Annotated in this window: 16 protein-coding genes; 15 read left to right on the top strand and 1 reads right to left on the bottom strand. The window is 27.0% G+C overall.

The window, feature by feature from the left end:
• Genes L8X27_RS02435 through L8X27_RS02365 form a run of 15 tightly spaced genes read left to right on the top strand, consistent with a single transcriptional unit; the run spans position 1 to position 20,127 of the window.
• The gene (locus L8X27_RS02435; RefSeq protein ID WP_263671049.1) at positions 1-1,008 is read left to right on the top strand and encodes a Gfo/Idh/MocA family protein; all 1,008 of its coding nucleotides are present in this window, start codon (positions 1-3) and stop codon (positions 1,006-1,008) included.
• A complete protein-coding gene (locus tag L8X27_RS02430) occupies positions 1,001-1,711 on the top strand; it encodes a cytidylyltransferase domain-containing protein (protein ID WP_002887771.1) in 711 nt (236 codons plus the stop codon). The genes L8X27_RS02435 and L8X27_RS02430 overlap by 8 nt, the downstream gene beginning before the upstream one ends.
• On the top strand, positions 1,701-2,633 hold the full coding sequence (locus L8X27_RS02425; RefSeq protein WP_263671048.1) for a phosphoglycerate dehydrogenase: 933 nt from the start codon (positions 1,701-1,703) through the stop codon (positions 2,631-2,633). Before L8X27_RS02430 ends, L8X27_RS02425 begins: the two co-directional genes overlap by 11 nt.
• Positions 2,633-3,127 (top strand): YhcH/YjgK/YiaL family protein, encoded by a 495-nt coding sequence (locus L8X27_RS02420; RefSeq protein WP_263671047.1) that lies wholly within the window; start codon positions 2,633-2,635, stop codon positions 3,125-3,127. Before L8X27_RS02425 ends, L8X27_RS02420 begins: the two co-directional genes overlap by 1 nt.
• Positions 3,124-3,873: an inositol monophosphatase family protein gene (locus tag L8X27_RS02415; RefSeq protein WP_263671046.1), complete on the top strand. Its 750-nt coding sequence runs from the start codon at positions 3,124-3,126 to the stop codon at positions 3,871-3,873. The genes L8X27_RS02420 and L8X27_RS02415 overlap by 4 nt, the downstream gene beginning before the upstream one ends.
• Positions 3,854-7,120 carry a hypothetical protein gene (locus L8X27_RS02410; protein ID WP_263681011.1) on the top strand — a complete coding sequence of 1,089 codons (3,267 nt, stop codon included), beginning with the start codon at positions 3,854-3,856 and terminating at the stop codon, positions 7,118-7,120. Before L8X27_RS02415 ends, L8X27_RS02410 begins: the two co-directional genes overlap by 20 nt.
• 10 nt (positions 7,121-7,130) lie before the next feature.
• A complete protein-coding gene (locus L8X27_RS02405) occupies positions 7,131-9,128 on the top strand; it encodes a hypothetical protein (RefSeq protein ID WP_263681009.1) in 1,998 nt (665 codons plus the stop codon).
• Positions 9,125-10,816 carry a hypothetical protein gene (locus L8X27_RS02400; RefSeq protein ID WP_263681007.1) on the top strand — a complete coding sequence of 564 codons (1,692 nt, stop codon included), beginning with the start codon at positions 9,125-9,127 and terminating at the stop codon, positions 10,814-10,816. Before L8X27_RS02405 ends, L8X27_RS02400 begins: the two co-directional genes overlap by 4 nt.
• On the top strand, positions 10,809-12,794 hold the full coding sequence (locus tag L8X27_RS02395) for a hypothetical protein (protein WP_263671042.1): 1,986 nt from the start codon (positions 10,809-10,811) through the stop codon (positions 12,792-12,794). The genes L8X27_RS02400 and L8X27_RS02395 overlap by 8 nt, the downstream gene beginning before the upstream one ends.
• Positions 12,791-13,384: a hypothetical protein gene (locus tag L8X27_RS02390; RefSeq protein WP_263681006.1), complete on the top strand. Its 594-nt coding sequence runs from the start codon at positions 12,791-12,793 to the stop codon at positions 13,382-13,384. The genes L8X27_RS02395 and L8X27_RS02390 overlap by 4 nt, the downstream gene beginning before the upstream one ends.
• Positions 13,377-14,675: an HAD-IA family hydrolase gene (locus tag L8X27_RS02385; RefSeq protein WP_263681005.1), complete on the top strand. Its 1,299-nt coding sequence runs from the start codon at positions 13,377-13,379 to the stop codon at positions 14,673-14,675. Before L8X27_RS02390 ends, L8X27_RS02385 begins: the two co-directional genes overlap by 8 nt.
• Positions 14,665-15,390: a class II aldolase/adducin family protein gene (locus L8X27_RS02380; protein WP_263671039.1), complete on the top strand. Its 726-nt coding sequence runs from the start codon at positions 14,665-14,667 to the stop codon at positions 15,388-15,390. Before L8X27_RS02385 ends, L8X27_RS02380 begins: the two co-directional genes overlap by 11 nt.
• A gap of 1 nt (position 15,391) precedes the next feature.
• Complete coding sequence (locus tag L8X27_RS02375; RefSeq protein ID WP_263681004.1) at positions 15,392-16,888, top strand: sugar phosphate nucleotidyltransferase; 1,497 nt, start codon at positions 15,392-15,394, stop codon at positions 16,886-16,888.
• A 36-nt stretch (positions 16,889-16,924) separates the two neighbouring features.
• Positions 16,925-18,952, top strand: a complete 2,028-nt coding sequence (locus L8X27_RS02370; protein ID WP_263671037.1) for a capsular polysaccharide biosynthesis protein — start codon at positions 16,925-16,927, stop codon at positions 18,950-18,952.
• The gene (locus L8X27_RS02365) at positions 18,949-20,127 is read left to right on the top strand and encodes a capsule biosynthesis protein (RefSeq protein WP_263671036.1); all 1,179 of its coding nucleotides are present in this window, start codon (positions 18,949-18,951) and stop codon (positions 20,125-20,127) included. Before L8X27_RS02370 ends, L8X27_RS02365 begins: the two co-directional genes overlap by 4 nt.
• On the opposite strand, the gene L8X27_RS02360 is transcribed toward L8X27_RS02365, so the two are convergent.
• Positions 20,124-21,632 (bottom strand): SGNH/GDSL hydrolase family protein, encoded by a 1,509-nt coding sequence (locus tag L8X27_RS02360; RefSeq protein ID WP_263671035.1) that lies wholly within the window; start codon positions 21,630-21,632, stop codon positions 20,124-20,126. The genes L8X27_RS02365 and L8X27_RS02360 overlap by 4 nt on opposite strands.
• Positions 21,633-21,680 lie beyond the last annotated feature (48 nt).

Below are 21,680 nucleotides of genomic sequence, written 5' to 3'. Positions count from 1 at the left end.
ATGATCAAAATTGGTATTGCAGGTTTTGGAAAGATAGGCCAGTTAAGAGCTCAAAAAATTTTAGAAAAAGATTATGGTAAAGTACTTGCGGTTTATGATATTAAAAAACCTTCAAAATTAAGTAATGATATAATTTTTTGTCATAGTTTTGATGAGTTATTGTCGCAAGATATCGATGTTATTTTTATGTGTACTTTTGTGGATTCTTTGGCTGAGTATACCAAAAAAGCACTATTGTCAGGTAAGCATGTTTTTTGTGAAAAACCACCTTCTAGGACTAGTAAAGAACTTCAAGAAGTAATTGAAATTGAGCATAAGACTAAAATGATTTTAAAGTATGGATTTAATCACAGATATCACTATTCAGTTATGGAGGCTAAAAAAATTATAGACTCTAAAACTATGGGAAGGCTTTTATGGATGAAAGGTACTTATGGAAAAGCCGGAAGTATTGATTATCATAAAAATTGGCGCAATTATAAAAACAAATCAGGTGGCGGAATACTTATAGACCAGGGAATTCATATGCTCGATTTAATGCGTTATTTATCTGGTGAGGAGTTTGAAAAAATTAATAGTTTTGTAACAAATGCTTATTGGGATATTGAGGTGGAAGATAATGCATTTGCTATTATGAAAACTTATTCAAATACTATAGCAATGTTGCATTCTAGTGCTACGCATTGGAAGCATAAGTTTTTATTAGAGATGTATTTTGAAGAAGGTTATATCAATCTTGATGGTATTTTATCTGGGACCAGAAGTTATGCACCAGAAACATTGGTTGTAGGAAGAAGAGAATTTGAAGATATAACTTTTGCAATGGGTAAACCTAAGGAAAATATTACTTGGTTTGAAAATGATGATTCTTGGGAAATTGAAATAAAAGAATTTTTAGATGCAGTGGAGGGTAAAGTGAGTGTTAAAAATGGCACTAGCGCTGATGCTCTTCAAACCATGTTATTGATTGAGAAAATTTATAACAACTCAGGATTTTACAATGACTAAAAATAAATACATTGCAGAAATTCCTGCTAGATTAGGAAGTCAAAGAGTAAGGCAAAAAAATTTAAGACTTATCGAAGGGGAGCCTATGATAGCTTATGCTATAAAGGCTTGTAAAAATGCAAATAGTATTTCTGAGGTGTATGTAAACACAGAAAGTGATTTAATAGGACAGGTTGCCTTGGATTATGGTGTAAAATATTATAAAAGGAGCCAAGAATTAGCTCTAGATCATATTGTGTCAGATCAATTTAATTATGATTTTTTAAAAAAAATAGAATGCGAAGCTCTAGTCATGGTTAATCCTGTTTCGCCTTTAGTCGAATCAAGTGATATAGAAAATGCTATCAAATTTTTTGAAACAAATCAATTAGATTCGATGATATCAGCTAAAGATGAAAGATTGCAATGTTTTTATCAAGGAAAGGCATTAAATTTTAATAAAGATGGGTTATTACCTATGACACAAAATATTGATCCGGTTCAAGTATGTGTATGGACAGTGTGCATTTGGAGAAGGGAAAGTTTTATTAAATCTTATGAAAAAAATGGCTATGCTGTTTTTAATGGAAAATGTGCTTTGTGGCCTATTGATCCTATAAAATCTATTAAAATTAGCTATGAAGAAGATTTTTTACTGGCAGAACAATTGTTAAAAGCACGAAGATATTGCGGCAAAAATGAGGTAAAATACTATGGAGAATAAAAAAATTGCTGTTACTACGGTAGCATTTTCTAAAAATCAATATTTAAGAGAAAAACTAAATTCATATTTTAAATGTGTGCAATTTAACGATTCCTTAAAAAGATTAAGCCAAGATGAGTTAAAAAGTTTTTTAAAAGATGCTGATGGTGCTATTGTTGGGCTTGATGAAATAAATGAAGATATTTTAAAAGAAGTTAACAATCTTAAAGTAATTTCTAAATATGGTGTTGGATTAAATAATATTGATTTTAATGCCGTAGATAAATATAAAGTGAGTGTTGTTTATCCTCAAGGAGTAAATAAAAGATCGGTTTCAGAACTTGCTTTGGGAAATATGTTATCGTTGATGAGAAATAGTTATATAACTTCAAATAAATTAAAAAAACAAGAATGGGATAAAAATGGTGGAATTCAATTAAGTGAAAAAAATGTTGGAATTATAGGAGTTGGAAATATTGGTAAAGATCTTATAAGTCTTTTAAAGCCCTTTAATTGTACAATATATGTTAATGATATAATACAGCAAGATGAGTATTATAAAAGAAATAATTTGATTGAAACAACAAAGGAAGAAATTTATAAAAAATGTGACATTGTTACTATCCACACGCCTTCAACTAGTTTAACAAAAAATATGGTTAATAAGGATGTTTTTGCTATGATGAAAAAAGAAGCATATTTTATTAATACTGCTAGAGGAGATATTGTTGTTCAAGAGGATTTAAAATGGGCTTTAAAAGAAAAAATCATAGCTGGAGCTGCTATTGATGTTTATGATCAAGAGCCACCCAAGGATTATGATTTTATTTCTTTGCCAAATTTAATTTGCACCCCACATATTGGTGGTAACGCTAAAGAAGCGGTTTTAGCAATGGGGGAAAGTGCCATTAAAAATTTAGTAGACTATTTTAAAGAGATTTAATGGCAATCATCACTAATGTGCATCAAGTTCACAGCTTTTTAAAAGATCAAGTAGCTTTAGAATATCTTTATTCTGTATGTAATAGTACACATCAAAATCGGCTCCGAATTTTAGAATTACCATTAAAAAGTTGCAAAAAAGAAAATATAAATGAAACTTTTTTTGTTTTGGAGCAAAATTATATAACAAAACCAAGAAATGAATGTTTTTGGGAGAGTCACAAAAAATATATTGACATACAATTGCACTTAAAAGGTATAGAGCAAATGGAGTTTATTAATGTAAGTCATCTTGAAATTTCAGAAGAATATAATCAAGAAAAAGATTTAATTATATATAATGATAATCGTTACTCAAATAAAATTATAATGCAAAAAAATGATATAGCTATTTTTTTTCCAGAAGATGCACATTTGGGAATGGCTATGTATAATGAGAACCCATCGAATATTTTAAAAACAGTTATTAAATATCCGTTAGGATTATGGAAATGAAAGAATTAGAAATTGCAAAATTGGCATGTTATAAAGCGGGTGATTTTTTATTAAACTTAAAAGAAAAAAAAGTAAATTCTAATGATAAAAAAGATATCAAATTACAAGCAGATTTAGATTCTGAAAAAATTATATGTAAAGTTTTATCTGACGCTTTCTCATATCCTATTTTAAGTGAGGAAAGCTATCGGGTAAGTAATGAAGAGAAAAAAGGTATGTTTTGGATTATTGATCCTTTAGATGGGAGTCTAAATTTTAGCCAAGATATTCCACTATGCTGTATTAGTGTAGCTTTATATGAAAATGATAGGCCTGTATTAGGTGTAATATATGATTTTAATAGAGATGAAATGTTTAGTGGTATAGTTGGAGTTGGTGCTTGGTTAAATGATAAAAAAATTATTCCATCTGATAATATAAAAGACAAAAGTCAAGCTATTTTGGCAACAGGTTTTTCTTCTTATATGAATTACGATAAAGATGGACTAATGGAATTTATATCGAATATTCAAGAATTTAAAAAAATCAGGTTGCTTGGTAGTGCGGCTTTATCTTTAGCTTATGTGGCATGCAGGAGAATTGATGCTTATTATGAAAAAGATATAGCTATTTGGGATGTTGCAGCAGGAATAGCAATACTTGAAAGTTTAGGAAATATAACATATAGTTTTTTTCAAAATGAATTGAAATGCTTAGTTAGGGTAGAAAATAAATTAAAGGAAAAAAATGACATTAGAGCAAATTAGTGAGCTTGTAAAATCAGAATCAGTAAAAATTGTTAGTTTTGATATTTTTGATACTTTGTTGGTTAGACCTTGTATTGTTCCTTCTGATATGTTTAAAATTGTGGCTACAAGAGCAGGTTATGATGAATCTTTTGTAAAGATTAGACAATTAGCTGAACAATACGCAAGAGAAAATAAACCATTCTATGAGGATGATATTACTATAGACGATATTTATAAATACTTACATTTAAATTTTGAATTTTCGGTAGAGGAGTGTGAAAAACTTAAAACAATAGAGATGGAAGTCGAGTTTGATTATTTGTACCCTAAAAATTCAATCCAGAAACTTTTTTTTGAAGCATTGGAAAACCATAAAAAAGTTATTATTGTTTCAGATATGTATTTACCAAAAAAATTTTTGGAAAAAGTTTTAGAAAAAAATAATTACAAAGGCTACAATGAACTGTTTGTTTCGGGAGACTTAAAATTATCTAAAGGTAGCGGAAGATTATTCGATTTTATAATTGCTAAATTTGAAAAAATGGGGTTTGAAAAAAATAGTATTTTACATATAGGTGATAATCCAAGAGCTGATGTAAATATACCTAACTCCAAGGGAATTAAGGGTATTAGAATTGTTAATTCTTCAGATAGATTTAATATGTTATATTTATTAGATTCTATTCAATATTCAAAAATGGTATTTACAGATAATAGATTTATATTGGGTTTTATGATTAACAAGGTTTTTGATCATATTTCAAGACCATATGATAAAGATCATTCTATGTTCAATGGTGAGATTGAAAATTTTACAAATTTATTGTTAACACCTATTTTTTATGCTTTCACTCAGTGGCTTTTAGAAGATTGTAAAAAAAATAATATCGACACTTTGTTGTTGGTTTATAGAGATGGTTATTTGATAGAAAAAATTTTAAATATTTTTTTAAAGGATAAAAATACTCAGATCAATATAAAGCCTTTGAGGCTTTCTAGAAAAGCTTTATATGTTTTTGATGGTTTAAGTAAAAAAGAATGTAAAAAAAAGTTAGTTGCAATACCAGCAAGTACTACTATGACTATTGAGAGTTTTTTAAAACTAAGGTTTTTAATGAATGATTCTCAAGTTACTGAAGTATCAGAAAAATATAATTTTGTATTAGATTCTTATGTCGGAGATGTCAAAAATCAACTGATAATTGCTGATCAAGTATATGAATATTTTTTTAATAATGCCAAGGAAAGAACTGAAATTATAAAAGATTATTGTAACCATGTTGTAGCTGATGGTAAAAATATTGCTGTATTTGATGTAGGGTATAGTGGAAGAATTCGTAAGTTTTTAAAAGATGTTTTAAATGTTGAAACTACAGCCTATCATATGTTTAAACATTTTGGTTTCAAAGGCGATGATGGTATAAAAACATATTTTGACTTTAGTAACACTTTTTTTCAGCATATTCATGTAATTCATAATCAAATATTTGAAGATATTTTAAGTGAGCCTGTTGGAACATTGCAAGAAATTATAAAGAAAAATGATAAATTTGATTTTATACTCGATGATAAATACCAGGCACAAGATGAAATTCTAAAAATTCAAGAAAAAATTTTAAGTAATATTGAAGAATTTTATGATTTATTTAAAAAAGATATTGATACATTGAATATACACGGTTTTGATTTTTATCATTTATTGACACGGTTTTTATGGCAACCAAAAGCTAGGGATATGAATGTCTTTAAAAATTTAACTTTTAAAGATGATTTTATAGTGGGGGATAACAATATTGGCTATGATCGATGGTTTGCGAGTAAAAAAAATTTTCAAAAACCAAACGAATACTGTACTATAAGAAAAATAATTAAGCGATATTATAAAAAGTTTAAAAGTTTCTCATTTTTTCAAAATTTCAAAGATAAATTAGAACTAAAAAAACAAAAACAAAGTCTTCAAAAAAATATACAAGATTTATTTGAATTTTCTACTAAATGCTTTGATGATGCATTAGAAAAAAAAGATTTTCTTTTTGTGGGCCATTTTGCTTATTTTGATAAAGGGGTATGTCGTTATATTTCTAATGCAGCTCAAAGCAAGTCCGCGTTAGTGGTATCTACAACCCCTTGGTTAAAAAAAGAATTTGTACAAAATAAATTAAAAATGCCAAGCATTATAATCCCTAAAGCTACTTTTAATAGAGGATATGACAGAAATGTTGATCTTAATCTTACAGAGTCTGAGAAATATATTTTAGAACAAAATCCAAGATTAAAAGAAATTAGTTTTAGAATGAAGTTGCAATATAAAGATATGGGTAAAAATTATCCAGATAAAATGGTTGTATTTTTATTTCAATATTTTGATGTTTTATTGGAAAAAACTTCTCCAAAAAAGGCTTTCATATGGAATAAATTTAATGCAACGCATGAAATTTTCTACCTAGTTTGTCTAAAAAGAAATATACAATGTGTTTTTATGGAATTTGGAGTAATCCCTGGTACATTTAATTTTGATTTGCAAGGGCAAATGGGTGAGAGTTGGATAGCAAATCATACATCAGATTTTAATGATTTAACAATTAACTCAAATGATCTTGAAAATGCAAAAAAAGTTTTAGAATATATTTGCAAAGAAAAACTATGTAGAAATTTACAACCTAAAAATAATCTTATTGATAATATTAAGAAAGAAATAAAAAAAGATCGCCCAACGATTGTGTATTTTGGGCAAAATGATTTTGAAGCAGGGATGATACCCTATAATCAGCATGTGGTTAAATATCATTCTCCTTGGAGTGTTGACTCAAATGATGCTTGTAGAGTTTTAAGTGAAATATGTATTAAAAATGATTGGAATTTTATTTACAAGCCGCATCCTAATTTAGAATGGTTAGAAGAAAAAAAATCTGAAATCATTGATGCTAGAGGTGTAGATATTCATGAGCTTATAGGTTTGGCTGATGTTGTAGTAACTATACTATCTCAAAGCTCTTATGAGGCTTTGATGCGTGATAAACCTGTTGTTATGTTAGGATATACACATTTAAAACATAAAAATTGTACCTATGAAGCATTCACTAAAGATAATTTGGAGCAAGTTCTTGATAAGGCAATAAAAGATGGTTTTACAGAAGAAATGAGGGAAAATTTTTATAGTCATATCGCTAGACTCTTAAAATATTACCTATACGATGATTATGTTGCAAGAAAATTTAAATACGGAAAAAAAATTGAAGAATTTCAAAAAGAGTTTTTGAGTTAAAGGTTTATTTGTGTTTCAAAGTGTTGATGAAAAAATACAAGAACAGTTAAGTCTGTGGAATTTTGATGCAGTTGAAATATTATATGAAAAAAAATTAGATTCACTTGAAAATGAATATGTTGATTTTTTATTTCAAATTGGAAAATTTGAAAAAATTTATAACTTTCTTAAAGTTTTTCAAGAAACACCTACTTGGTGGGAAATGACAAGGATAAGTAAAGATTATAATTTTTTTTCTTTTCGAGAAAAATTATTGCAAGCAGTGCAATTTGATTTTAAAGCTACATGTTTTAAAAAGAGATATTTGGCATGTTATATTTTAAATTCTAAAATTTCAAAGCAAGAGTTAAATGGAAAATTTTGTCATGAGCTGTTTTATACTTCAATTGTTTATATGGAAAATAATAAATATAAGTGGGGAGCTTATAAAGAGGCTTGCGGTGTAATTTCAACTGCTTATTATATAAAAAAAAGTACTGATTATTTTTTTTACAGTAATGATGATGATTTTTTGGATCGAATGCAAGATTATATGTTTATTTTGCAAGATTATATGAAACAAAATTTTTACGGAGCTTCAATCTGTTATGAGCAAATAAGTTTTTTATTGAAAAAGAAGAAATTAAATATTGTTTATACAATGCCAAATGTTGCAGTTTTAGTAACAGGGGCTATTAGAGGAAAAAAATGGTTTGAATCTTTAAAATTTTTAAAAGATCAAGTTGTAGATCCATTAAATGCGGATATTTTTTTATTTTCTTGGAACAAAAAAATGTTGTGGCCAAGTATTAGAAATAGAAGTAATTGGGTATATAGAAGAATTCCGGAAGTTTATAATGATACTCCTGAACAAATTAAAAACTTCAATGAATTCACAAAATGTTTTCCGAATGTATATAGTAAATTAAGCGAGGATCTATCTATTCCTTTTTCTGAAGATGAATTGGAGCAATTAAATGTTTTTTTTAATGATATTTATTTAGAGGATGAAAGAAGCTTTATTGCTTTTCATCAAAAATATGGCGAATTGAATAATTTGCATAAAATGTTATATGGTAGAAAAATAGCTTTTGAATTAATGGAAAAATATGAGAAGAGGTTTCAAAAAAAATATGATTTTGTATTGATTGTTAGACCGGATTTAGATTATCCCAGAATAGATTCGGCTATACTTGAAAAAATAAATATTGGTAATGTTATTGCTACACACGAGTTGTGGCCGCACCATAAAGAGGTTTTGGATTACTTTTTTATGGGAAATCGTGAAGTTATTAAAAAGATTTGTGACATTTGGGATGCTATTCAAGATACAAGATTGGATTTTTTTAGGGATTCATTTAGAAAAGATTTTCACGCTCAAGAAGCACTACACAAGTGGTTGGTATTTAATAATATAAAATCAATTGAACCACATTTTGCATATAATGTCAATGTTGCAAGATCAATATCTTCAAAAAGTATATGTTTTCCAAATTTGCAAGATGAGTTGCAAAAAGATATTTTAAATTTAAAAAAACAAAATTATGGTAGCGATATAATCGAGCAAAATACACATTTTTTTAGTGATGTTGTTCAATTTTATGGACAAGTGAATATTTGCGAAAATGACCAATTGGATAGGAGTAGGTTTTATTCAGCAAAAGCTCGAGTGAAAAATCATTTGGCTTATAAGCTAGGGCAAGCAATGATTATGTGTTCTAAAAGTATTTTTGGATATTTAAAGATGCCTTATATTTTAAATGAAGTTTATAAAAAACATCAAGTTGAAGTTAATGAATATAATGAAAAAATAAAAACAATAACTTTTTTGAAAATTCCTTCTATGGAGTGTTGTGAAGATTATGAAGAAGCTTTAAAAGAAAAACAATGCTTAACTTATAGGTTAGGTGAAGAATTGATTAAAGCTAATAAAAGCAAATATAAGTTAGGATATATAAATTTTTTTATAAATACCTATAAAAGTGTAAAAAAATTTAACTCATATCAAAGCAAGAGTAACTCTAAATGAAAAAATATAATGTAGTTTTACTTGGTGGTAGTAATTCTGTTATGGTAAATGGTCTGCAAAAAGGGTTAAGGCAAGAGAATGTAAATCTAACAAATTTAGCTTTAGGTGGAAGTAGTTCACTGCAAAATCTTTATGAATTAAAAAGAAAACGAAACCAAGAACACTTAGAAAATGCTGATTTAATTATTTCTGAAAGTAATATTAATGATAGAGCTGCTTCTTTTGATGTTGTTCTTAAACATACTGATTGGTTGTATAGTGAGTTAGCTTCAATAAATAAAAAAATATTAATTATACTCATGCCTCATATTCTTTTTAAAAAAAGTAAAGGATGTAATAATATTCATAAATTCCATATAGCAAAATACGGTTTTAATATTATAGATTTGCAAGAATATTATGAGAGATTTAATTTATGTGATTTTTTTCACAATGTGGATGAATCACATCAGATGGGTTTTATTATGATCCAATTGGCGAAAAATATTGTAAATAATATAAACTATTTTCTCTATCCTAAAAAAATATATGATAAAAGATTTTTTTTTAAAATTTGCTTTCCAAGTGAAATGCTATCAAATAGCGATAATTTTTTTCAAAATAATACACTCTATGAAAAATACCGCACAAAATCAACCATGAAATTTAGCAATTCATTTTTTAGTGAAACGATATTTAGAATTGATAAATCTAGTATATTAAAATTTCCGAAATGTCTTGATGGTTATACTTTAATAGGTATTCATAGTTGGAATAGTGGTCTTATTGAAATGAATAAAAATTGGGAGATAAATCATAGATTCACTTCTACGATTATAATTAAAAACAATCAAGCAATTGTCAAAATTACTCAACCATACATGAATGCATTTAAGGATACTGAAATTAATATAGATGACAATACATCAGTGTATTTTGATGCGGATAGTTCAAGTGCTATTGAGTTAAATAATAAAATATACAGATTAGAGCATTTTGATATTATATCTTTTTTTTTAATTAATAGTGTTAATTATAATGTAAAAATAAATTTAAAAAAAATGAATAATATAGATATAAAAATTCCAAAGCAATATGATTGGAATTTTTTAATTCCACCTATAGAAAAATATAAGAAAGCAATAGAGGAATATTGTTTAATAATGGATCCTAGAAAAATAAATCCAATACAAGATATACTAAATAAAGAAGTAAAAGAAAAAAAAGCGATACAAGAAAATATTTTAAAAATTCAACAGAACTTTTTAAAAGAAAAATACCAATTGCAAAATGATAATAATGAATTGTTTTTGAAATATATAAAAATTTATAATAAAATACATTCAGCCAAAGTAAGAATTCAAAACCAACTTTCTTATAAACTGGGTCAAGCTATGATAATTAATTCTAAATCTATACTTGGTTATATAAGAATGCCTTTTGTATTATCATATATTTATGATAAGCATAAACAAGAACAAAAAATCTATCAAGAAAAAATAAAAAAAGATTCTTCTTTAATATTACCTCCGCTAGAATCTTACCCTGATTACAAAGAAGCTTTAAAAGAAAAAGAATGTTTTACTTATAAACTAGGTCAAGCTCTCATACAAGCTAATAAAACTTGGTATGGGGGGGGGTATATCAGGTTGTTGCTTGAAATTAGGAAGTTGAAAAGGGAATATAATAAAAAGGAAGCATATGAGTAATATTGATATAAATATTCAGCAATGTTTAGAGAATTGGAATTTTTATATGTTGGAAAAAATATATGATTTGAATATCGAAAATGATACTCTTGCAAAAGAATATGTTTTATATTTGTCTTATACTGGACAATATCATAAAATTTTGCAAAATTATAAACTAAAAAAATATTTTGAAAACTTGTTTTCTGATTCATATCGTAGTGAAGTAGATAAACTAATAAAAACAAATGATGGGTTGATCAATATAGAAGAATACTCTAGTGTATCTCGAGAATCGATAGGTTGTTATTTGCTTTTAAACGCTATTAATAATTTTAAACACACTCCTGAACAAGTATTAGATATATTTAAAAACTATCTTGTTGTCGATGATATAAAAATTTCATCTTATAAAATTCCTAAACAATCTTACGAAGCTCTTTTATCAAAAAAGTTTTTTATTGCAAAATCAATAGATTATTTTGAGGTATTTAAGGATAATATTTTTTTTATGAAAGCAACAGTTATATTATCAATCATTCAGTGGCTATTTCCAAAAGAAAATGGATCTAAAAAATATTATCTTAGGTTTAGTAGTAGAATGAAAAATGGTATTAGTAAAAGTGAAATTAGCACAAGTAAAAATGCTAAAGTTGCTGTTTGCATTTCTGGTGCAATGAGGGGTGATTATTTAAAACCAATTGATCAAATTGTTGATAATATAGTAAAACCATTGAATGCAGATGTATTTGTTTTTTCTTGGAGTGAGCATTTAAAATGGCCAGGAATATGTGGAGGTAGTAATTGGGTGCATAGGTTGTTAAGTCAAGATTTTAACCTTATAGCACCGAATGAAATAAGAAATAACCACCTTTTTAAGCAATTATTTCAACACACATACAATAAGCTAGACAGAGAAATTAGTGATGTATTAGAAATTCAAGATTTAAAAAAAATATATAATTGTAAAAAAGTAGTACTAGAAAATCAAAAAGAGTTTGTTGAGCAAACAGGTCTAAAAGAACATTCTTATACAGCAACTAAATTATATTATGGTTGTTTTAGGGTCTTTGAGCTAATGGAGGAATATGAAAAAGAAAATAATATTAAATATGATTATGTGATTAGGATTAGACCCGATTGTAATTTTGCAGAAGTAATTAATATAGAGGACTTGCTTAGATTAGAGGTCAATGAAATTTATATCGCACATCATCTTCATATGAATGGTAGGGTTAGCGATAGTTTTTCTTGTGGTAAAAGAGAAGCTATGGAGAAACTTTTGTTGATGTGGAAAAGAGCTGAATTTAACAAACAAATGCAAGAGTTTGTATCTTATCCTAAAAAATTTGATATTGAAACTCATATGCTATTATTGAGGTGGCTTATTGTAAACAATCTTGTGGCAAATACCGCTTTTCCTTATCCACTTTTAGGTGGAAGTAGTACTATTATAAAAGATTTTCCAGATATTACTGAAGAGTTAAAGAAGGATATATTAACAATAAGAGAGAGTAATATATATAAAGAAGAAAAATTACAGAGTTTTATAAGTTTTTTTACAAAAGTTCAAAAAAAATATAATATAATAAAACCTAAATTGCATTATAATTTCATTTATCCAAACTCAGCCAAAGTAAGAATTCAAAACCAACTTTCTTATAAACTGGGTCAAGCTATGATAATTAATTCTAAATCTATACTTGGTTATATAAGAATGCCTTTTGTATTATCATATATTTATGATAAGCATAAACAAGAACAAAAAATCTATCAAGAAAAAATAAAAAAAGATTCTTCTTTAATATTACCTCCGCTAGAATCTTACCCTGATTACAAAGAAGCTTTAAAAGAAAAAGAATGTTTTACTTATAAACTAGGTCAAGCTCTCATACAAGCTAATAAAACTTGGTATGGGGGGGGGTATATCAGGTTGTTGCTTGAAATTAGGAAGTTGAAAAGGGAATTTTATATAAATATAAAAAAGGATATAAGATGATATTTTTACATCGCCAAAATAATTTAGAATCGTTTATTGAAAATTATGGCATAGAAATTGACTTGAGATATAATGAAAAATTAGTATTAAACCACGATCTACTAGAAAAAAATTCCCTGTATCCTTTTTTTAAAGAAAAAATTCAGTTTATGAAAAATATCCCTATAATTTGCAACATTAAAGAATCGGGACTAGAAGAAAAAATTATAGAATTGCTCGGTGATAATTTTGAGTATTATTTTTTAGACTCTCAAATTCCAGACATTTTAAGATTATCAAAAAACGGATATCAAGGTAAATTTATTATTAGAATTTCAGATGTGGAATCTTATAATGAAAAACTTATGGATATTAGTAAACCTAAATATGTATGGGTGGATTATTCACAATTTTCTAGTTTTAATATTAAAGATTATCAAGAATTTATTTATAACATCAAACCAAAATTAGGACAAGTTGAACCTATATTGGTTTCTCCTGAGTTATACGATCTATCATATATGGAGCTTATAAAACCTATTCAAAGTATTCTACCAAAAGGATTTTCTGTGTGTACTAAAAAGCCTGAGTTGTGGAGTATGTATGTTTAATTTAAGAAAAATAGCCAAAAATTATAAACTTATTATGGTTGATATTGATAATACTTTGTTTAATTATACATTTGCACATAAAAATGCTTTAGAAGTTGTAATGAAACAATATAGTTTTACGCTAGAAGATTATGATTTAGCAAAAAAGGTGATTGCAAAAAGAGGATTATCTGCAAATCATCATAAAAAAGAATTGTATTTTAAAATTATTTGTGAAAATAAAAATATTCATTTTTCAAAAGCTAGTGAAATGTTTGAGTTGTATGTTTCTATTTTTACAAGAAATTTAAAAGTAGATAAAACAATGTTTGAATTTTTATGTTTTGTTAAAAGTCTTAATAAAAAAGTAATAGCTATAACAAATTTTTATTTTGTCGAGCAAATTCATAAGCTAAATTGTGCAAATTTGACAAATATGATTGATTATTTGGTATGCTCTGAAGAATTTGAGCTTGAAAAACCAAATAAAGCACTTGTTGATAGAGCTTTAGAGCTTTATGGGAAATTTATTGATGAAGAAGAAATTATAATGATTGGAGATTCTATCGCCGATAATTTTCTAGGGCGGGGGTATAGGATAAATTATTATCCATATAATTGTTCAAAACTTCTGATCTCAATTTCTGGAAAAAGTGGAAGTGGAAAAACTACTTTGAGTAATGCTATTGATGAGATATATAAAAGTTTTATTATTAGTACAGATGGTTACCATAAATATGAAAGGCATTCTAAGATGTGGGAGAGGGTGACACACTATAACCCAGAAGCAAATAATCTTATTCAGTTAGCTATGGATATAAAACATATTTATCAAGATATAGGAAATAAACTATATATACCATTATATGATCATAAAAATGGAGTGATTGTTAAATCTGATGAGATTAAGATTAAAGATTTAGATATTGTGATTATAGAGGGTTTGCACACTTTATATCAAGAGGTTATAGGAGATTTTGTAAAAATTAAAATATATATTGATTCAGATGAAGCAGATAAACAGAAGATAAATAGAGATAGTAAAGAAAGAAATTATAGTCATTCTAAGATTATAGATACTATACAAAAACGAGAGGAAGATTATAAAAAATATCTTGAAAAACAAAAAGATAATGCAAATTTTCTAATTATAGTTAGAGATGGTATTTTTAAAATACGTTTAAGGGATATATTGTTAAATAATTACTTGCAAAAAGAATATACTGGTAGATATGAAGATTTGATCCAAACCGTAAAAGATATTTTTAATCTGATTTTGAAAAATAGATGGGTAATGGAAAATGATGTATAATAATAAAAAGCTTGATGGGTGTATTAAAGACTACCAAGAGTTGTGTAAAATTTTTGGTAATATTTTAGATACCCCATCAAAAGGTGGAAATATTTCTATAAAGAATGATGAATATTTTATTATTAAGGCTTCAGGTGAGGATTTAAAAAAAGAGCATAAAATTTCTATTTTTAAAAATAATGTCAATTCTTTTTCTTATTACAAAGATTATTCTGTAGATATTGTGAAGCCATCTATGGAAATCAAAATGCATATGGTATTTAAAAATAAATATGTAGCACACTATCATCCTGTTTATATTTTACCTTATTTGTGTGCTAGGGAATATAAATTTGAAAATTATGAAACTATTGATTTTGCCTTACCCGGAAATGATTTATATGAAGCATTAAGTAAAAGTTATTCTTATCAAGAAAAGGGTGTAGTGTTGTTGCGAAATCATGGTGTTGTTATTTACGCAGAGCAAATTCAAGATATAATAGAATTATATAATCAATTAAAAAGTGAATTTTTTGAACAAAATGATTTTGTTTATACTCCAGATGATGCAGTTGATAAGACTAATGAGGAGCTATGGTTGTTTAGAAATGCAATGGAGAATATTGCTATTAAAAAACAAATTAATCTAAACCCATTAAAAGTGAGTGAAATTAATAAACTGTTAAATTTACCTGATGAGCAATATAGAAAAAAAATTATGGAAAGTGAGAGTTAGAATGAATATTATTATACCTGCAACTGGAGTAGGCAAGAGATTTAAAGAAGCTGGATATAAAGAATTAAAACCTTTTATTAAAGTTATGAAAAACAAAGTTATCTTGGACTATGTAGTTGAATGCTTTGATGTTCAAAATGATATTTTTTATTTTATTGTTCAAGAGTGTGAGAAAAGTAAATTTGAAGATTTTGCTTTATCTAGAAAAATTAATGCGAAAATTATTGTCTACAAAGGGGAAAAATTAGGACCTGCTGGAAGCTTATATGGTGTGGTGTCGCAGTTGCAAGATATACTTGATGAGGAAGTTATTATTAGCTATTGTGATTTTGGACAAGAATGGAATTATAAGGATTTTCTACAATTTGCACAAAAAAACCTAGATGTTCAGGCTATAATTCCTTGTTATACTGGTTATCATCCTCATTTATTACCTTTAGAGAATGTATATGCAGCATGTAAGGTGTATGACGATACTTATAAAGTATATGAAGTTATAGAAAAATATAATTCTAAGAATAAATTTGAAGAATATTATTCTTCCGGTATTTATTATTTCAGAACTTTAAAGTTGGCTATTGAAGCAATAAAAAAACAAATAGAAGCCAAAGATATGGCTTCCGGGGAATATTATGTGTCTGTAACTAATAATTATATAGAAAATGTTTTATGTTATCCTTTTATAGAGAAATTTTACCAATTTGGTACTCCAAAAGACTTTGAATATGTAAAAGAAAAACTTAACTCACAAGATGTTAATAACGAAAAAACAAAAATACAAAATACTATTATATTATCTGCTGGTAGAGGAGAGAGATTTTTAAATCTTAATTTTAACCAACCAAAACCATTTTTACCTCTTGGTAAAACAAGTATTATAGAAAATATAATTGATACTTTAAAAAATGTTGATACGAATATTATTTGCGTTGGTGCGCAAGATCATGAAAAATATTGGGAAAATATAAAACAAGAAATAAGGTTCGTAAAACCGAATAAGATTGGTGCGGCATATTCTTATAAAGAATCTTGTGGAGATTTGTCAGGTAATGTTTTAATTCTTCCGTGTGATTTGATTGCCAAGCATGTTAATAAGGAATTTATAAGATTGCAAAAAGAATATGAAGTTATTGTATTTGTTACACATGCTTCTAAATATAATATTAATAATCCGCATTATTTTACTTGGGTAGATGGGGAAAATAATAAAATAGATAATATTTTTGTTAAAAATAGATCTAATGATGCAAATTTAGTAATGATAGGAAGTTTTTATTTTAAGGAAAATTCTTTGTTATTAGAATATATAAATAAAATATTCCAAGAAGATGTAAAAACTAACGGTGAATTCTATATAGACAATGTGTTTGAATTGTTAATTAAAACACATAAGATAGGTTATATAATCGTTGATAATTATTTTTCTTTTGGAACTCCAGAAGAGTATTTGGAAAATAAATATTGGTATAATATTCCCAAAAGTAAAATAAGGGATTAATTTTGATATAATCTCTCTTTGATTTAAAGAGAGATTATGAAATTTTATACCACATCTAAAAGATTAAAAAAAAATGTTAAAAGCTTTTGTAAAATAACTTTATATCTTATCTATAAAAATATTACCAAGGAAGATGTTTTTGTAGGTTGGGGTAGAAAAAAGTCAGGTTTAAAAGCTATAGAATTAGCTAAAAAACATAATGCAAAATTTTTGCTTTTAGAGGATGCCTTTTTACGCTCATTGAATTTGGGTGTAGAAAATAGTCCAAGTTTTTCTATCGTCAAAGATGATGTGGGAATTTACTATGATGCTATGACTCCATCTAAACTTGAAAATATTTTAAACACTTATGAGTTTAGCACCGAAGAATTAGAGCAAGCAAAAAAGGCTATAGAGCTTATAAAAAAAGAAAAACTTAGTAAGTATAATAATAATCTTTGCGTGCCAAAAGAGCTTTTTAGCACTAATGAAGAACGCGTATTAATCATCACTCAAGTAGCAAATGATGCTTCTCTTAAATTTGGCCTAGCTGATAGTTTTTCAACTCAAGATATCATAAATGAAGCTATCAAAGAAAATCCAAATGCTAAAATATATATTAAAATTCACCCTGATGTATTAAGCGGTAAAAAGCAAAGCGATTTTAATGTACAAGATTTACCAAGCAAATGCGTAGTTATAAAAGAAAACTATAATCCCATAGAATTGCTAAGTCATTTTAAAAAAGTCTATACTAAAACTTCTGGTATGGGTTTTGAAGCTTTGATGTTAGGGCGAGAATGCGTGTGTTATGGCGTGCCTTTTTATGCAGGTTGGGGTTTAACTCAAGATAAGTTAGAGTGCAAAAGAAGACTTAAAAAAAGAACTTTAGAAGAGGTTTTTTATGCTGCTTATATTTTGTATAGTGAGTATTTTAACCCTTATTTAAACCAAAAAAGTGATATTTTTGATACTATTTATACTCTAGCAAAGTATAAAAAAATAGAACAAGCTAATTCAAATAAATTGTATTTTTTAGGTTTTACTTTGTGGAAGCGTTGGTTTATGAAGCCATTTTTCAAAGCCAAAAACAATAAAATCATTTTTTTAAACTCACTTGATGGGCTTTATAAAGCGAATTTAAAACCTGAAGATAAAATTTTTATTTGGGGTAAAAAGTATGATAAAACTTTATTGGCTAAAGATTTTAATAATGAGATTTTCTTAGTGGAAGATGGCTTTTTACGCTCTGTTTTTTTAGGTTCAGATCTTACACGCCCTTTTTCTTTGATAATAGATAGTAAAGGTTTGTATGTTGATCCAAACAAGCCAAGCGATTTAGAAGATATTTTGCAAAATCATGAATTTGATGAAAGCTTAAAACAAAGAGCTAAAAAACTCATCACTACCATTACACAAAATAAATTTTCAAAATATAATGGCTTAAAACATGAAAAGCTAAATTTTAATACCGATAAAAAAATCATTTTAATCCCTGCTCAAGTAGAAGATGATGCTTCTATGATCTTAGGTGGTGCAGGTTATGATACCTTAAAACTTTTACAAAGCGTAAGAAAGGCCAATAAAAACGCCTTTATAGTTTTTAAACCTCACCCTGATGTTTTAAGTGGTAATCGCAAAGGTTTAAAAGATAAAAGCATTATTTTAAAATATTGCGATGAGATTATAGAAAATATCAGTATAGATAGTGCTATCAATGCGAGTGATGAAGTCCACACTATAACCTCTACAAGCGGTTTTGATGCTCTTTTGCGTGGCAAAAAAGTAGTGGTGTATGGTAAGCCTTTTTATGCAGGTTGGGGTTTGACAAGCGATTTACATAAAATTCCAAGACGTACAAGAGTGCTTAGTTTAGAAGAGTTGGTTACAGGAGTTTTGATCCTTTATCCAAGATACATCCATCCAAAAAGTAAAAATTTATGTGAAGTTGAGCTTGCATTAGATATAATGTTAAAAATGCAAAAAGATTATTTTTCTAAATTTTATTTGCGTTGGTTTATGGATATAAGAATTTATATATTAAGAAAAATAAGAAGATTAGTAGAATTTATTTTGATTAGATGAATTTAAGTAAAAAGTTAAAAAAATTTTCTGGTAAAAATGTTTTATTACTCCAAGGACCTGTGGGAGGGTTTTTTCGTAAAATTGCTACAAAAATTCCAAAAGCTAAGGTTTATAAAGTAAATTTTAATGGTGGAGATTTTTTCTTTTATCTTTTTAAAAGCATTAACTATACTAAAAGCTTAGCCGAGCTTGAAGACTTTTATAAAAAGCTTTTTGAAGAAAAACAAATTCAAGTTATCATTATGTATAATGATTGTAGAAAAGTGCATGAGATAGCCATTAATGTTGCTAAGCAAATGGGTATTGAAGTATGGATTTTTGAAGAAGGTTATATAAGACCAAACTTCATTACTTTTGAAAAGGATGGAGTAAATGCAAACTCCACTTTACCAAGAGAAAAAGAATTTTATCTAAGTCAGAAAAAATTTGATAAAGATTTTAAATTTAAAACTTTCTCAAGCACTTTTAGAAATATGGCCTTTGCTTCATTTTTATACTGGCTTTTTGCTTTTTTATTTTCTTGGTATTTTAATAATTCTTTACATCATAGAAGTTTAAAACTATTTGACTTTTTACCTTGGTTTTGCTCAGTATATAGAAAAAATAAATACAAAATCACAGAAAAAAGTTTAAATGAAAAAATTCTTTCTCTAAAACAAAAGTATTTTTTAGCTATTTTACAAGTGCATAATGATACTCAACTCTCCCATCATTATAAAAAAACTACAGAAAAATTTATAGAAGAGGTGATTATCTCTTTTGCTAATCATGCCAAAGCAAAGTCATACCTAGTTTTTAAACACCATCCTATGGATCGTGGCTATAGGGACTATACTAAACTTATAGAAGATTTGAGCTTAAAATACAATGTCGAGGGTAGAATTTTATATGTACATGACTTACACTTACCTACGCTCTTAATCAATGCAAGAGGTACTATAGTCATAAATAGCACAGTAGGACTTTCTGCTTTATATCACAACAGCCCTTTAAAAGTTATGGGAAAAGCTTTTTATGATATAGAAGGTTTGACTTATCAAAAAAGCTTGCATACTTTTTGGAAAGAATGCAGGGCATATAAGCCTGATGCGGTTTTACATGCTAAATTTAGAAATTATGTGATATATAAAACCCAAGTCAATGGGAATTTTTTCAAAAATACTAGTTTAGATTAAAATTTTCTTTTTATAGTTTTTTGCAATTTTTTTAGTTTAAAAGGTAAACTTAAATAGCCTATTTTAAAAGGAGTTCTTGAAGCTTGCAAAAGTGCATTACCTAAAAGATAAGGCAAGTGTGTTTTAGCTATTTGAGCGTGTTTATAGTCAGCATAAGCTTTTAGTGGCGGTAGATTTTTTTGATCTTTTTGATTTTTAAAATGATCTTTTTTGACTTTTCTTAATTCAAAAGGTATTTTAAAATACCCTAGATAACTTTTGCTATTTTTCATGATAACTTCTCCAAGCTTATAGCTTAATCTTTCTTTTATCCTTAAACTAGCTCCATAAAGTTTATTGTTTTGGTGGATAAATATCTCATATTCATTTTTTAAGCCTTTGTGGTCTAAAAAACGCAAAAGATTATGATTTTGACTTTGTAAAAATGTTTGCATATCAAGTTTTTTTAGTTCATGGTATTCTAGCACTAATTCTTTATAAAATGCTATAGGTGGTATCAAAAGCTCACAAGCATTTGTAAGTTGAATTTTACATTCAATTTTTTTATTATTATCATTTTCTAAAAGTAAAATTCCTATTAAGTCCACATAATCAAGCCTTGGTGTTTTTTCATTTGCTATGCTTAAGCCCGAACTTTCCTCACTTTGCTTGATAATTTGTGTATTAACATGCAAAAAGGTTTGCTCATCACAAATTGCTTTTTCATTTTGTATATCTTGAAAAGTATTGATAAGTCCAAAATTTTTTATTAATTTAAAAGATGAGTTTTCAATGCTTATAGATGATATAGCATGGGTTGATGAGCTAGTGTGATTCCAAGTGTGTATGCCTAAGATTTGATAGTTTTTTAACTCTTTTGGGAAAATAATTTTTTCATTAGCTTTAATTTTTGTAGTTTTTTCACAAAAAAATGAGTTTTTATGCTCTATTTTAGTTGAATTTGAGGGCGTAAAGATATGAAATTTTCTTTTTGAGCAAATGATATTTTCTTTAGATTTTTTAAAGCTGTGTAAATTTTTAACGATGTTTTTTCCAAGCTCTTGCATAGCTAGTGGCATAGGGTGGAATTTATAGTTTTGATCAAAATCATAAAGATTATTTTTTTGGTAGTAAAGATCTACATCGATTAGATTAAAACCATAATGAGCACAATTTTTCCTATGAGCTTCATTGATAGCTTTTGATTTATCATTACAAGCTGGTATGGGGAGTATAAGCACTATAGTAATTTTGTTTGCTTTGTAAAGTTCTTCATAAAAATAATCAATATTTCTAAGTATAATATTTAAACTCATAGGGCTTAAATAATCATTGATATTTGATTCACTGATGAGAAAATCACTTTTATTTATAGTATTTTCATGGCGTATTAACTCATAAAGATTTTGTAAAGAAGTACTAAGCCCTAAAGCGTAATTATGTAATGTAATGTCTTTGTTTTCAAGACCTATCCTAAGACCATTTTTAACTACACTATTACTACCACCTAGTAAGATTACATCCATAAGTTCTTTCTTGATTTTTTTAATTTTTATTTATTTTATAAAATATTT

This window comes from Campylobacter sp. CNRCH_2015_1657 (genome assembly GCF_025772685.1).
Lineage (GTDB): Bacteria > Campylobacterota > Campylobacteria > Campylobacterales > Campylobacteraceae > Campylobacter_D > Campylobacter_D lari_D.
The sequence above is the reverse complement of the archived record's forward strand: the minus strand, read 5'-3'. Positions and strand labels throughout refer to the sequence as shown.